This is a genomic window from Lonepinella sp. BR2474 (assembly GCF_051851555.1).
Lineage (GTDB): Bacteria > Pseudomonadota > Gammaproteobacteria > Enterobacterales > Pasteurellaceae > Lonepinella.
Map to the genome: position 1 here is coordinate 193068 of NZ_JBPDVH010000002.1, position 13937 is coordinate 207004.

The window sequence follows — 13937 nt, forward strand, 5'->3', positions numbered from 1 at the left end:
GATTGACTTATTTCGATCCCATTCAGACACAATATTGTGCTGATAACCTGAAAAGTGCGGTAGAAAATTCATCAATTTCTACCGCAGTCTCTGACTTGCGCCAATTAGACCGTGCTATTGTTGTTCACGTTTTTTTCTCACAAGATAAAAATGTGGACGATTTGAATGAATTTCAATTATTAGCCAAGTCTGCGCAAGTGGACATTGCCCAAGTACTCACCACCGCTCGGTCAACACCACAAGCCAAATATTTTGTTGGTCAAGGCAAAGCGGAAGAAATTGCACAAGCCGTGGAATGTCATCAAGCGGATGTAATTTTAGTCAATCATCAACTCACCCCAGCACAGACCCGAAATTTAGAAACCCTATGCCAATGCCGTGTGGTGGACCGCACGGGGCTAATTTTAGATATTTTTGCGCAACGAGCACGTTCCCACGAGGGAAAATTACAAGTTGAACTGGCCCAACTAAAACATCTGGCCACCCGATTAGTGCGAAGAAAAACTGGCTTAGATCAACAAAAAGGCGCCGTTGGCTTACGAGGTCCAGGGGAAACCCAACTGGAAACCGATCGCCGTTTAATTAGAGTACGTATGGCACAGCTACAAAATCGCTTAGAAAAAGTGAGCAAACAGCGCCAGCAAAATCGCCAAACTCGACAAAAGGCCGCCATTCCCACGATCTCCCTCGTGGGCTATACCAATGCCGGCAAATCCACCCTATTTAATCAGCTCACCCAAGCTGATGTGTATGCGGCAGATCAACTGTTCGCCACCCTCGATCCAACCCTACGCCGTTTGAGCATTCAAGATCTAGGCACCACCATTGTGGCAGATACCGTGGGCTTTATTCGTGAACTGCCTCATGATTTAGTCTCTGCCTTTAAATCCACCTTGCAAGAAACCACTGAGGCCAGTTTATTATTGCATGTAGTCGATGCGGCGGATCAGCGTCAAAGGGAAAATATTCAGGCCGTGGATGACGTGTTACAAGAAATTCAGGCCGATAAGGTGCCGACTTTGTTGGTGTATAATAAAATCGATCAACTCGACAATGTGCAAGCTCATATTGAATATAATGATGAAAATCAACCTGTTGCGGTCTATCTGTCGGCACAATTAGGCAAGGGGATAGATTTATTGCGAGAGGCGATTCGTCAGCGCTTAAGCAATACCATTCTCAACTTAAACATCCAGCTCTCTCCCCAAGATGGCAAAATTCGCCACGCCTTTTATCAGCTTGATTGCGTTCGCCAAGAAAAAATGAGCGACCTTGGTGATTATCAATTACAACTGCGAATCGATCAAGTAGAATGGCTAAAGTTGGTAAAAAAATTTAAAGCATTAACCGTCTTTAACCCTTAATTATTTCCCAATACCATAGGCTTTCAACTTATTCGCAATGGCCGTATGAGATACACCTAAACGTTGTGCCAATTTTCGAGTGCTCGGGTATTTTTTGTAAAATGCTGTTAACACCTGACATTCAAAATCCGCCATCATTTGATCTAGTGTTTGTGAGCCAAATTGTTCAATAGACAAGGCGTGATGTTCTAAGGATGGCATGGCTTGTTCAGATAAATTCAGGGCTTGAATATCAAGCGTTTGATGTTCAGCTAAGGAACAAGCCCGATACAAGGCGTTGTACAATTCTCGTACATTGCCCGACCAAGTATAATGCTGTAAATAAGTTATCAATTCTGGGCTAAACTGCGGTGGAGAAATTGCCAGTTTTTGGCTAATTTGTTGGATAAATAATGCCGTTAACGCTGGAATATCTTGCTGACGTTTGCGTAAAGGGGGGACATCTAACACGAGTACATTCAGACGATGAAATAAGTCATCACGCACTTTGCCTTGTTGCACCGCATAGTGCAAAGGCTGTTGCGCTGTACACATCACTCGCACATCGGCATAATGCTCTTGTTCTTCGCCTACTCGTCGGAACGTACCATCGGTTAAAAAACGCAATAATTTTGCTTGTAGTGGCAAAGATAATTCCGCCACACCATCTAATAACACGGTGCCACCCTCGGCATATTCAAAAAAGCCGATACTGGTTTTATCACCTTTGGCTTGACCAAACATCTCGCTTTCCGCATCTTCACTCGGCAGACCGGCACAATTCACCGCAATAAATTTCTTGCCTCGCCGTTCACTTGCTTGGTGACAGGCTTTGGCCAATAAATCCTTACCCGTGCCCGTTTCACCTTGAATTAACAACGGCGCATTCAGAGCTGCAAACTTTTTAGCGGTTACCAACAAGGCTTGCATACTGTCGCTTTCAGCCACGATGTCAGTAAAAGTGGGCATGAGCTGCGGTGCATTTTCGGTCATTTTTTCATTCTCTCTACGTTTTTATAGCGTTAGATGATTAAAATGTAAACCAAAAAAGGCAAATCGTCAATTAATCTTTACAATTTTTCTGATTGTTTCAATTTACTGGCATTCAACACCGTGGCTTTTAAATGGCTTAACACTTCCTTATGAATATGGCTCAAATGCGGTTTTTCCCCTTTTTGGAACGCTAACGGGCGACAAAATTCCATGGTTTTAATGCCTAAGCGTGCGGTCAATAATCCCGCACCGATGCCTTGCCCCACTCGAGCAGACAATTTCGCCAACATATCTTGTGACAACCAATCCATGCCCACTTCTTGAATCAGTTCAGAGGCACCAGTTAACGCCATGTTCATCAATACTAATTTCATCAAACGCAAACGGCTGAAATAGCCCAGTTCAATACCATATAAGCGGGCAATTTGATTAATTAAGCGAATATTGCGCCACGCCATAAAAAAGGTATCCACCACGGCCAAGGGGCTGATAGCAATCACTACCGCACTTTCTAAGGCGTTTTTCGTAATCAGTTGTTTGGCTTTTTTATCAAAGGGTTGCATCACGGTTTGACTAAATAAAAAGCCCACTTCTTGTGCGTTATGACTTTCGGAAATTTGTTTTTGCCATTGCACAATGCTCGGTTGTTGTGGATCGATCTGCATTGCCTCCGCCACCTTTAAGCAAAAGGATTGGGCTTGTTCATGAGAAAAATCTGACTCAAATTGCACCGCACTTTGCATCGTATTCAATGTCGTATTCGCTTGCCAATGCGTACTTTGTTGTTGCATTAAGAGGTGTTGGCGTAAATGGCGCAAGCGTAGCAATTCCCGCCCAACGGCCGTGATGCCCAATATCACCACAAAAAAACTCACCAAAGCAAAGACAAAATAAATCCATTGATGTTGCTGCCACGTATCCACTAACCATTGAATAGATTGTGCCACCGTAGCCACTAATAATAATCCAAAGGCGATCATCAATCCTCTCACCCACCAGTTGGATGTTGCCCCAATGGCCTGTTCAAATTGTTCCTCTAATAATTCCCCCTCTAAAGGTGAATTGTCCAGTTCAATGTCCGCCTCGGTTTCGCTAAACTCTTGTTTCGCTTGAAAAACATTGTCATTTTCCGTTGCTTGGGTTTCATCAAAAATCATTTTATCGTTCATATCTTGTCCTAATCTAACTTATCACCGAGTAAAAATTGTAATACGGTATCCATACGCAAGTGCGGTATGATTTCGCCTTGTTCTAGCCGTTGTGGCTCAAACTGATCAAACTCAAATTTATTCTGTTGCCAAAAAGTTTCGTTGGGAATATTCATTGGCACTGAACCGGGGAACAGCGTTACCCGTTGTAAATCACTGGAACGCACGCCTTGAATGGCTTTGAATTTCTGTCCATGTTGCGTGACGTTCACCTGTTGGGTGGCCCGAATGGCGGCAATCGCACTGTATTCGGTTTCAATGCCCTCAAATTCCACATAGCTCCCGCCTTTTTGTACCAAATGACGCATTAAACTCATTAAATTCGGCAACTGATCCGTAGTAATGTGATCGGCTTTGGTCGCAATAAACATTAATTTGTCAATGCGAGGGGAAAATAATCGGCTTAACAAATGGCGTTTACCATAATGAAAATTTTTGAACAGTTGGGTTAAGCCCTCTTGCATATCCTCAAAGGCTTGGCGACTATGATTGAGCGGTGTCAAGCAATCGGCTAAAATCACTTGGCGATCAAAATGCGCAAAATAATCCTGATAGAACTTTTTCACAATTTTATTACGATAATATTCATAACGTTTTTCTAGCACGGAAAAATAACTGTTTGAACTGGCGGTATTTTTTAACTGTTTCCATTGTTCCTCTGTGAGCTGTAACAGCGGGAAAAATTGCAAGGCTGGCGCCCCCTCTAATTCTGCCGGTAACACAAATCGCCCCGGTTGAATAAAATGCAACCCTTGCGCCTTACAGGCCTGTAAATAATCGGTGTAATCCTGTGCGATCTCGGCCAATACATCTTCATTCGCCACTGCGGTTAAATCCAATGTGGCGACTTTGTTTAACCAATTTTGCGCCAACGCCTGACGGTGGGGCGAAAATAACGCCGATAAACCTTGTGACCATTGTTGATAATCCAGTTCCAACAACGGTAAATCGAGCAACCATTCACCGGGGTAATCAAAAATATCCAGATACAATGTGCCTGTTTCTTTTAAATAACGCATCAATCCGCTTTGGCGTTCATAACGAATCGCCAAACGGGTTTCACTCACGCCACGGGTAGACTGCGGAAAGTGCGGTGGATTTTGCATAAGTTCGGCCAAATTTCGCTCGTAGTCAAAACGTGGTACACTCAAATCCTGTTGTGCAATACGTTTTACGCCTAAAATACGATGATTGCGAGCAGCATCAAACAGCGGTAAATGGCTATTATCGGCACGGTTAATATGTAATAACTGATTGATTAAACTGGTAATAAAAGCGGTTTTTCCGCTACGACTCAGTCCCGTCACTGCCAGACGTAAACTGCGGTCTAAACCACGGTCAATAAATTGATTCACTTCTTTTTGTAAACTATTGAACATTTTTATTTTTAATCTCGGCCTAAATCCTATAAAATTAAGCTAATTTATCACAAATAACTGACATTATGCTTAACACATTTGCTTTTCGTCCATGCCGTTTTTTATTGTGGCTGTGCCTACTCAGCGCCACGACGATGGCATTGGCTGCCCCGAAAGTGCCACAAATTATAACAAATAATGGCTTAATTTACTGCACCAATGCCAGTGGATTTTCATTTAATCCACAAACCGCAGACGCTGGCACCAGTATGAACGTGGTCACAGAGCAAATCTATAATAAATTATTTGAACCCACTCACAATAGCGCTGCCATTCAGCCCTCACTGGCACAGTCCTATACGCTGTCACCCAATGGCAAAATCATTACTATTCATTTACGTAAAGGCGTGCAATTTCACCATACACCTTGGTTTACCCCCACTCGTGCGCTCAATGCGGATGATGTGGTTTTTTCGTTAAATCGGGTGTTGGGGCATAACACCTCGCTGCCAGAATTTGCTCCCGATAGCAATGAGAAGATCAATCGGCAATATCAGATTTATCATGAATTAGCCAAAAAATCCCGCTTTCCTTATTTTGAAAGCGTGAAATTGAGCGAAAAAATCAAACAAATCACCTCTCTCGATCCTTACACGGTGCAAATTGAACTGTTTGCGCCCGATGCGTCAGTGCTATCTCATTTGGCGAGTCAATATGCGGTGATTTTATCACAAGAATATGCGTTACAACTGAATGCTGACGATAACCTGAGCCAGTTAGATGAATTACCCGTGGGAACGGGCGCTTATCAACTGAAAGATTATTTCCGTAGCCAATATATTCGCTTACAGCGCAACCCCCATTACTGGGGGAAAAAAGCCGCCATTCCACATATTGTGATTGATCTGTCTACGGATAGAATGGGGCGTTTGGCCAAATTTTTCAATGATGAATGTCAAATTGCGAATTATCCCGATCCAAGCCAACTTGGCTTGTTAAAACAACGTGGCGAGCGTTTTCAAATGACGATGACCGATGGCATGAATTTAGCCTATTTGGCCTTTAACTTTTTGCGTCCAGCCATGCAAGATGTCAATGTTCGCCGTGCTATTGCGCAAGCCATTAATCGTGAGCGTATTATCCAACATATTTATTATGATACAGCAACGATCGCCAATCGCATTATCCCCCCCGCCTCTTGGGCGGGGCATGATAACCGTCGTTATCAAGATTATCCTTACGATCCACAACAAGCTAAAGCCTTATTACAAGATAAAAAACTGAAATTAGAAATGTGGGTGATCGATCAAGAACAAGTATATAATCCCTCACCAATAAAAATGGCCGAGATGATCAAATCCGATTTAGCCAAAGTGGGCGTGAGCGTCAAACTGCGGTCCGTTTCTCGCAACTTTTTAATGCACAATTTGAATAATAAAACCGAAGATTATGATCTGATCGTCAGCGGTTGGCTGTCTAGTAGCCTTGATCCTGATAGTTTTTTACGCCCGTTGTTAACCTGCAACACCACCAACGAAATCACCAATCTTTCTAACTGGTGTTCACACAAATTTGATAACCTGTTAGATTTAGCCTTAATGAGTAACAATACGGAATTACGTAACGCAGATTATGCTTTGGCACAACAAGAAATTTTAACCGAATTGCCAATTTTTCCCATTGCCAATATCAAGCGTTTATTGATTTCCGATGCCAATGTGCGAGGCGTTGAAATTACCCCCTTTGGGAATATCCATTTTGGCAAATTATCCATGGGAGAACAGAAAGAATGATTTATGCGTTCTGTCGGCGAGTTTTTCTAACCTTTATTAATTTGTTCTTACTGTCCTTGGTGAGCTACACCATTTTTATGCGTGAACCATCAAATCTCGCCTTTTCTACACCGCACTTTTTTTCGGGTTATATCAGCTATGTAAGCAGTTTATTAGAGGGCGATTTAGGTATTACTTACAACGGTGGCGATTCCCTCAATTTGGTGATTTTTACCGTGTTTCCACCCACTTTAGAACTGTGTTTTGCCGCTATTTTTCTGGCTTTTTTGTTTGGTGTGCCTTGGGGGATTATCGGTGCCTTTAACAAAAATCGGATTTACGGTAAAACCATCAGCGCCTTGTCTTCTTTCGGTGTGTCGGTACCCGTGTTCTGGATTGCACCAATTTTACTATATTTAGGTGCTGTTTATCAGTGGGAAATTGCCTCCGTGGGACAATATAATGTGTTATATGAAATCCCAAAGGTCACTGGATTTAGTGTAATTGATGTATGGTTTTTGGACGTGCCTTATCGTATCAAAGTGATTCAAAATGTATTCCAACATCTGGCGTTACCAACGTTGGTATTGGCCATTTCACCGACCATGGAAATCACCAAGCTAATCCAACAACGCACCGAATGGATTTTGTCGCAAAATTACGTCAAATTTTCCATGACCCGTGGTTGGTCAAATTTTACCATTTTGCGCCGTTACATCTTTCGTAACACACTCCCTGTGTTAATCCCCGAAATTCCCCGCTTAATCACCTTTACCTTGGCCTTATCCATGTTAATTGAAACCACTTTCGCATGGCCTGGTATTGGGCGTTGGTTAATTTTGTCCATGGAACAACAAGACTATAATAGTATTGCCGTGGGTGTAATGATTATTGGCTTATTTATCATGATTGTGAATATTATGGCGGAATTGAGTTTATTTATACTCGATCCCTTTGGCAAAAAAGGATGGCTGAATAATGCTCGATAAAGAACCCTACGAATTTCGTGAAAGCGATGCATTAAACCAAATTTGGTTATTGTTCCGCAAAAATCGTATTGCGCTATTTAGTTTCTACGCTACTTTGGGCTTATTGTTTATTGCGATTTTTGCCCCTTGGCTAGCGCCTTATAGTAGCGATATGCAATTTTTAGGCGAAGAATTAACGCCCCCCTCTTGGAATAGCGCCGGTAAGGTAATCTACTTTTTGGGTACCGATGATCTGGGACGAGATGTATTTAGTCGCTTGATTCATGGCGTCACCTACACCTTTGGCGGCAGCATGATTGTGGTCTTTTTTGCCTCGCTACTGGGCGGCATTTTAGGTATTCTGGCAGGTATGTCGAAAGGGTTAAAATCACGTATGCTAGGGCATTTTCTGGATGCGTTTTTATCCATTCCGATTTTGTTAATCAGTATCGTGATTGCCACGTTAATGGAACCGAGCCTACCCAATGCGATGTTGGCTATTTTTCTTGCATTATTACCGCACTTTATTCATGAAATTTATCAAGCTATCCGACAAGAATTGAAAAAAGAATATGTTTTGGTACTCCGTTTAGAGGGCGTATCTAATTTGGTGTTGCTGAAAGAAACCATTTTACCGAATATCAGCGTGCGCTATATTCAAGAAGTCATTCGTTCTTTTTCAGTCACCCTGATGGAAATCAGTGCATTAAGTTTTATTGCCCTCGGTGCACAACGCCCAACACCAGAATGGGGGGCAATGATTCGAGATAGCTTAGAATTGGTTTATCTCGCCCCTTGGACGGTGATTCTACCGGGTATAGCCATTATTTTATCCTTGCTCGTGGTGGTCGTATTTGGTAACGGCTTATGTAAAACCATCAACAAATATTATGAATAGGAGTCAACATGGCATTATTAGATATTCGTAATCTTTGCATTGAAATTCCCACCCCACAAGGGCGCATTAAATTGGTAGATAATGTCAATTTAACCCTAAATGAGGGTGAAATTTGCGGACTGGTGGGCGAAACAGGATCAGGCAAAAGCCTCATTGCCAAAGTGATTTGTAATGCGGTAAAAGAAGACTGGCTCATCAGCGCCGATCGCTTTCGTTTTGACGATGTGGAATTGCTGAAATTACGCCCTTATCAACGACGTAAACTGGTGGGCAAAGCCATTTCCATGATTTATCAACAACCGCTCACCTATCTTGATCCGAGCCGTAAAATTGGTAAACAAATTATTCAAAATATTCCCTCTTGGACGTTTAAAGGCCGTTGGTGGAAGTGGTTCGGTTGGAAAAAACGCCGTGCCATTGAATTGTTACATCGTGTCGGGATCAAAGAACACAAAGACATCATGAACAGCTACCCGAAAGAAATCACTGAGGGAGAGGGACAAAAAGTGATGATTGCCATTGCGGTGGCCAATCAACCTCGCTTACTGATTGCCGATGAACCGACCAATTCACTGGAACCCACTACGCAATTACAAATCTTTCGCTTGCTGTCCAGCATGAATAAAAATAACGGCATGACCATTTTACTGGCCAGTAACGACATTGCCGAAATCAGTGAATGGTGTGACAGTTTTAGCGTACTTTATTGTGGCCAAAACACCGAAATGGGGCCGAAAGAAAGCGTACTAGAGACCCCATTTCACCCTTATACAGCAGCGTTGTTGCATGCCACGCCAGATTTCAGTCAACCTTTACCACTCAAAAGCCGTTTAAGTACCTTGCGAGGCAGCGTACCATTATTGGAACACATGCCGATGGGTTGTCGCTTAGGCCCGCGTTGTCCTTTTGCGCAAAAAGACTGTGTCAATAAACCGCCTTTACGCCGTGTTCGACAACATGAATTTGCTTGTCACCACCCGCTCAATTTACGGGAAAATGGCGTCATCAAAGAAACGGCTAGCCCGTTAGTGTTAAACATTGACAATACAGCACAACAACAGACCGAGTAATGGGTTTACCCGAGAAATGGAAGAAAAAATGACCGCACTTTTAGAAGTTAACGATTTATCCAAAACCTTTAAAGAACACCAAGGGTTATTTGGCCCCGATACCTTTCACGCCGTGCAAGACGTGAGTTTTAGCCTTGAACAGAAAAAAACCTTGGCGATTATCGGCAATAACGGCTCGGGGAAATCGACACTGGCGAAAATGATTGTCGGCATTACACGCCCCACTTCAGGTTGTATTTTATTAGAGGGAAAACCCTTGACATTCGGGGATTATCAATATCGTTCTAAACGAATTCGTATGCTGATGCAAGATCCCAATTTTGCCTTTAACCCTCGTTTAAACATTGGGCAAATTTTAGATACGCCTCTCCGACTCGGCACAGAATTGGATGAAACACAACGCAATGAAAAAATCGTTGAGATTCTCCGCTTAGTCGGCCTGTATCCGGACCATACCAATGTCAAAATCAACACCCTTTCCGCCAGCCAAAAACAACGGATTGCACTTGCCCAAGCTTTGATTCTTGAACCTCAAATCATCATTGCAGATGATACCATCGGCACCCTTGATGCCTCGGTGAAAACACAACTGACCAATTTGATGTTAAACGTACAAGAACGCCGTGGCATATCCTATATTTATGTAAGCCAACACCTCGGTTTTGTCAAACATATTGCGGATCAAGTTCTGGTGTTAGATAAAGGCATGGTGGTGGAATACGGCAATACAAGAAACGTGTTTAACCATCCGAAAAGCGATATTACTAAACGGTTAGTAGAAAGCCATTTTGAGCATGGATTGGATGAGAGTGCGTGGGAAAGGGATTGGGGGTGATGGTGAGATAACGCTCCACTAACCCTGCCCCCTATCCCTATGGGATAGGAGGAAACAACAAAAAACCCGAGCCAAGCTCGGGTTTTCAAATTCTTACACTAATTTTTCAATTAGAAGAATACACGTAAACCAACAACATATTTGTTGTCTTTTGAGTAAGCTGGACCAGTAGCTTCATATGTTTTAGTGCGGAAATGTGCATATTCAACAAAAGTTACCACGTTTTTGTGTAATTGATAATCTACACCAGCTAAGTATTTATTGGTGATATCAACCGCTTTATTTTCAGCACGTTCCCATTGTACATAAACACGAGATGGTTCTGTCACTTGATAGCTTGCTTGAACTAAAGCATAGTTGCTCTTATCATTTGAATTTTGAGATTTAACTTTATGGTTGGCTTGACCGTAGTTTAAACCAAGGTTAAAGTCACCCAAGGTATAACCAGCGTGAACTAACCATTGACGGTTTTTCGCCACAGTATCTCTTGTTGTACCATTATCATAGTTGTCTTGACTATAAACAGCAGCAAAATCTAATGCCTGACTTTCACCTAATTCTAGGTTATAGAATAAGGTTGCTGCGTAACCATTTTTCAAACTATCGTCTGTTGAACCACCGCTAGTACGAGTTTTACTACTATTACCAAATAAATAATCTAAACCAAAGCTAAAACCACTCCACTCTGCTGAACGGAATTTAACAGATTTGTCTGCATCAGTTGTTAACGGAATTAATGCTCCACTGAAAGTATAACCGTTATCACCAATCACATCATCTGCATTGGTTGCTTGACGACCAAAACTTAATGCACCGATATCTTGGTGTTCAAAACCACCGAATAATTTATTGGTAGTTGGATTGTTAAACGAGCTCTTCTCGTCCGCACCATCGTTAAAACGTAATTGATAACCCGCAAATGCGCCGAAACCATTACCTAAATCTTGTTTGACATCGACAAGTACACGAGAGCCATCATTTTGTAAATCAGTACGTTGATCATTTCCAAAACGACCTAATGCCATACGGAATGAACCGCTTAATTCAATTTTTGTGCCGTCTTTTTCGTAAACGGTGGCGGCGTTGGCTGTGCTTACTGCTGTTGCGGCTGTGGCAGCCACTGCTAATGCTACTAATGTTTTTTTCATAATAGATTCCTTCTTGTATCAGGATTATTGTTATATACAATTAAGATTTGAACTTTTCAAAAAGAATGCGGTCAAACCTCGCTTTTTTAAAGCCTAGTCATATTGCCAAAGAATAAAATCAAGGTCAACCATAAAAAACAAATTTTCCAAAAAAATGTGATGAAGATCACATTTTTCTTGCATTTTAGTCTATTTTATAGACAACTCACGCTATATATCACTCCATTATGAGGGGAAACAAGGCAAAAAATCGCATAAAGTGGAGTGAGTAAGTAAAAATTACAGCTGAAAAATCACCCGCAAGCCAATATTCTGCGGATTATTCTGCCGATTTTCTAACCGCACTTGAATATGATGTAATTCCGCAATGCGTTTCACAATGGATAAACCTAACCCACTGCCCTTTTCATTTTGCCCGGCGGGACGATAAAAACGCTGGCCCAATTTATCTAAATCGGCTTGATTCACCCCGCCACCATTATCCTCAATATAAATCGCCGTTTTTTCTAACCGCACCTTGACTTGGCTATGGGTTGGGCAATATTTAATGGCGTTATCCATGACGTTGCGCAACATTAAAGACAACAAGACGGTTTGCCCTTGGCGTGGTTCGGGAGTCGCCTTAACGTCAAAATGCAGTTCAATCTGTTTGTGTTGGGCGGAAAAATACAGCTCGCTGATTACCGAGCTAATCAGCGTTTGCCAATCAATGTTTTCCAATTCCTCTAATTGTTGCAGATTATCTAAGCGAGAGAGGGTTAATAATTGTTCGATCACCTGTGTCGCACGATCAATGCCTTGCGTGAGATTTGTTAAGGCTTCCTCTCTTAATGCTACATCATCACCGACCATTTGCGCAATTTCCGCTTGAATCCGTAAACCCGCTAATGGGCTGCGTAACTCATGCGCGGCGTCGGACGTAAAGCGACGCTCTCGGGCTAACATGCTGGAAGTGCGGTCAAAAAAGCCGTTTAATCCTTGCACTAACGGCAAAATTTCATCCGGTAGATTTTCTGTGGTAATATGTTGATGATTATCTGGCGAACGGCGCCGCATTTCCCGCCCCACTTGATTAATGGCTTTTAATTCTCGCCCAATCAGTAAAATCATCAAGCCAATAAGTAAGGGCAAGCCCGCAATCCACACCCACATTTGCTTAAACACCATATCATTAATCAGGCTACCCCGATATTTAAGCTGCTGCCCGACCGCCACAATTAAGCTACGATCTTCGGAGGGCAACCAAAAAATGCGCCATTTATCCTTATCTTCGCCCGCCAACGTCGTCACCGAAAATCCGCGTGTTGGGGCAAAAATAAAGTTTTCCCCTTTTGCGTCATCCCCCAATAATAATTGGCCGTCACGTGTAAATACAGCAAAAGCTAAGGCGTCATCATCATAATGAGATTTCCGTTTATGAAACGGACGAAATCCGCCACGTTTTTGGCGTTCCAGCAGAATTTGATGTAAGTTCGAGGTAGCTAATCGTTTGGCTAATAACACCTGTTGTGCATCAAACAGTTCGTCCACTTCCTTACGCACTTCAAACCACGCAATCGCCGTCGAAATGCCCCATATAATTAAGGCAGTTAACGACAAAATGGAAATTAAACGTAAGCGTAAGCTATTCTTTTGCCGTAATTTCATCCTGTTTTCCTAAGGCGTAACCGACGCCATGCACGGTTCGAATAAATTGTTTGCCTAATTTTTTACGTAAATTATACATGTGAACTTCAAGGGCATTACTGCTCACATCATCCTCCCAACTGTATAATTTTTCCTCGATAAACGTGCGACTTAACACCCGTTTTTGATTGAGCATAAACAATTCAAGTAACTTATATTCTCTTGTGGTGAGCGAAATATCTTGATCTTCGAGCCAAACCTTATGATTATTCGGATCAAATTTCACGGCGCCGTATTCAATAATCGGGTTCGTTTGCCCATGACGGCGACGAATTAACGCCTGCAAACGTGCCACCACTTCCGCTAAAGCAAAGGGCTTACACAAATAATCATCCGCCCCACGTTGCAAGCCATGGATACGTTCATCTAAGGTATCACGAGCGGTTAAAATCAAAATCGGCACATCTTGATTATCCGCTCGCCATTGTTGCAAAATAGCCAATCCATCCATTTTGGGCAAGGTTAAATCTAACACGACGGCGTCATAATCCGCAGATTTAATCGCCTCAAAACCTGTTTTGCCGTCAGTAAACCAATCCACCAAAAAGCCTGATTTGGTTAAGCCAATATTTAACCCATTACCGATTAAGGGATCATCTTCAATCACTAAAATTCGCATAAATTACACCGCAGTTTTTCAATTTGTTCTATTAGCATA

At 42.4% G+C, this 13937-nt stretch carries 12 protein-coding genes; 6 read left to right on the forward strand and 6 right to left on the reverse strand.

Annotated features, from left to right (window positions below):
- Positions 1-2: 2 nt before the first annotated feature.
- Positions 3-1364 carry a ribosome rescue GTPase HflX gene (gene hflX, locus ACTG7Q_RS03795; protein ID WP_439241055.1) on the forward strand — a complete coding sequence of 454 codons (1362 nt, stop codon included), beginning with the start codon at positions 3-5 and terminating at the stop codon, positions 1362-1364.
- Here hflX and ACTG7Q_RS03800 read toward each other — a convergent pair whose 3' ends face one another.
- From ACTG7Q_RS03800 to ACTG7Q_RS03810, 3 genes are all read right to left on the reverse strand, one after another.
- Complete coding sequence (locus ACTG7Q_RS03800; RefSeq protein ID WP_439241057.1) at positions 1365-2336, reverse strand: sigma 54-interacting transcriptional regulator; 972 nt, start codon at positions 2334-2336, stop codon at positions 1365-1367. It abuts the gene before it with no gap.
- 77 nt (positions 2337-2413) lie between these two features.
- A complete protein-coding gene (locus tag ACTG7Q_RS03805; protein WP_439241059.1) occupies positions 2414-3505 on the reverse strand; it encodes a TIGR01620 family protein in 1092 nt (363 codons plus the stop codon).
- A gap of 8 nt (positions 3506-3513) precedes the next feature.
- The gene (locus tag ACTG7Q_RS03810; protein ID WP_439241061.1) at positions 3514-4923 is read right to left on the reverse strand and encodes a YcjX family protein; all 1410 of its coding nucleotides are present in this window, start codon (positions 4921-4923) and stop codon (positions 3514-3516) included.
- Between the two features lie 65 nt (positions 4924-4988).
- Here ACTG7Q_RS03810 and ACTG7Q_RS03815 point away from each other — a divergent pair, with 65 nt between their 5' ends.
- The 5 genes from ACTG7Q_RS03815 to ACTG7Q_RS03835 are packed head-to-tail and all read left to right on the forward strand — an operon-like array spanning position 4989 to position 10445.
- Positions 4989-6695, forward strand: coding sequence for an ABC transporter substrate-binding protein (locus tag ACTG7Q_RS03815; RefSeq protein WP_439241063.1), 1707 nt, complete (start codon positions 4989-4991; stop codon positions 6693-6695).
- Positions 6692-7663 (forward strand): ABC transporter permease, encoded by a 972-nt coding sequence (locus ACTG7Q_RS03820; protein ID WP_439241066.1) that lies wholly within the window; start codon positions 6692-6694, stop codon positions 7661-7663. Before ACTG7Q_RS03815 ends, ACTG7Q_RS03820 begins: the two co-directional genes overlap by 4 nt.
- The gene (locus ACTG7Q_RS03825) at positions 7653-8540 is read left to right on the forward strand and encodes an ABC transporter permease subunit (protein ID WP_439241068.1); all 888 of its coding nucleotides are present in this window, start codon (positions 7653-7655) and stop codon (positions 8538-8540) included. Before ACTG7Q_RS03820 ends, ACTG7Q_RS03825 begins: the two co-directional genes overlap by 11 nt.
- Positions 8541-8548: 8 nt before the next feature.
- Positions 8549-9610 carry a peptide ABC transporter ATP-binding protein gene (locus ACTG7Q_RS03830; protein ID WP_439241070.1) on the forward strand — a complete coding sequence of 354 codons (1062 nt, stop codon included), beginning with the start codon at positions 8549-8551 and terminating at the stop codon, positions 9608-9610.
- A 28-nt stretch (positions 9611-9638) separates the two neighbouring features.
- Positions 9639-10445, forward strand: a complete 807-nt coding sequence (locus tag ACTG7Q_RS03835) for a peptide ABC transporter ATP-binding protein (RefSeq protein WP_439241072.1) — start codon at positions 9639-9641, stop codon at positions 10443-10445.
- Between the two features lie 110 nt (positions 10446-10555).
- On the opposite strand, the gene ACTG7Q_RS03840 is transcribed toward ACTG7Q_RS03835, so the two are convergent.
- The 3 genes from ACTG7Q_RS03840 to ACTG7Q_RS03850 form a co-directional block, all read right to left on the reverse strand.
- Positions 10556-11593 carry a porin gene (locus ACTG7Q_RS03840; protein ID WP_439241075.1) on the reverse strand — a complete coding sequence of 346 codons (1038 nt, stop codon included), beginning with the start codon at positions 11591-11593 and terminating at the stop codon, positions 10556-10558.
- Positions 11594-11872: 279 nt separating this feature from the next.
- Complete coding sequence (gene qseC, locus ACTG7Q_RS03845; RefSeq protein ID WP_439241077.1) at positions 11873-13240, reverse strand: quorum sensing histidine kinase QseC; 1368 nt, start codon at positions 13238-13240, stop codon at positions 11873-11875.
- On the reverse strand, positions 13218-13898 hold the full coding sequence (locus ACTG7Q_RS03850; protein WP_439241079.1) for a response regulator: 681 nt from the start codon (positions 13896-13898) through the stop codon (positions 13218-13220). The genes qseC and ACTG7Q_RS03850 overlap by 23 nt, the downstream gene beginning before the upstream one ends.
- Between the last annotated feature and the right edge of the window lie 39 nt (positions 13899-13937).

Coding starts and splice junctions, on each gene's coding strand:
- ACTG7Q_RS03825 (WP_439241068.1), top strand. CDS start 7,653: ATGCTCGATAAAGAACCCTACGAATTTCGTGAAAGCGATGCATTAAAC.
- ACTG7Q_RS03840 (WP_439241075.1), bottom strand. CDS start 11,593: ATGAAAAAAACATTAGTAGCATTAGCAGTGGCTGCCACAGCCGCAACA.
- ACTG7Q_RS03800 (WP_439241057.1), bottom strand. CDS start 2,336: ATGACCGAAAATGCACCGCAGCTCATGCCCACTTTTACTGACATCGTG.
- ACTG7Q_RS03815 (WP_439241063.1), top strand. CDS start 4,989: ATGCTTAACACATTTGCTTTTCGTCCATGCCGTTTTTTATTGTGGCTG.
- ACTG7Q_RS03820 (WP_439241066.1), top strand. CDS start 6,692: ATGATTTATGCGTTCTGTCGGCGAGTTTTTCTAACCTTTATTAATTTG.
- ACTG7Q_RS03830 (WP_439241070.1), top strand. CDS start 8,549: ATGGCATTATTAGATATTCGTAATCTTTGCATTGAAATTCCCACCCCA.
- ACTG7Q_RS03805 (WP_439241059.1), bottom strand. CDS start 3,505: ATGAACGATAAAATGATTTTTGATGAAACCCAAGCAACGGAAAATGAC.
- ACTG7Q_RS03835 (WP_439241072.1), top strand. CDS start 9,639: ATGACCGCACTTTTAGAAGTTAACGATTTATCCAAAACCTTTAAAGAA.
- ACTG7Q_RS03850 (WP_439241079.1), bottom strand. CDS start 13,898: ATGCGAATTTTAGTGATTGAAGATGATCCCTTAATCGGTAATGGGTTA.
- ACTG7Q_RS03810 (WP_439241061.1), bottom strand. CDS start 4,923: ATGTTCAATAGTTTACAAAAAGAAGTGAATCAATTTATTGACCGTGGT.
- qseC (WP_439241077.1), bottom strand. CDS start 13,240: ATGAAATTACGGCAAAAGAATAGCTTACGCTTACGTTTAATTTCCATT.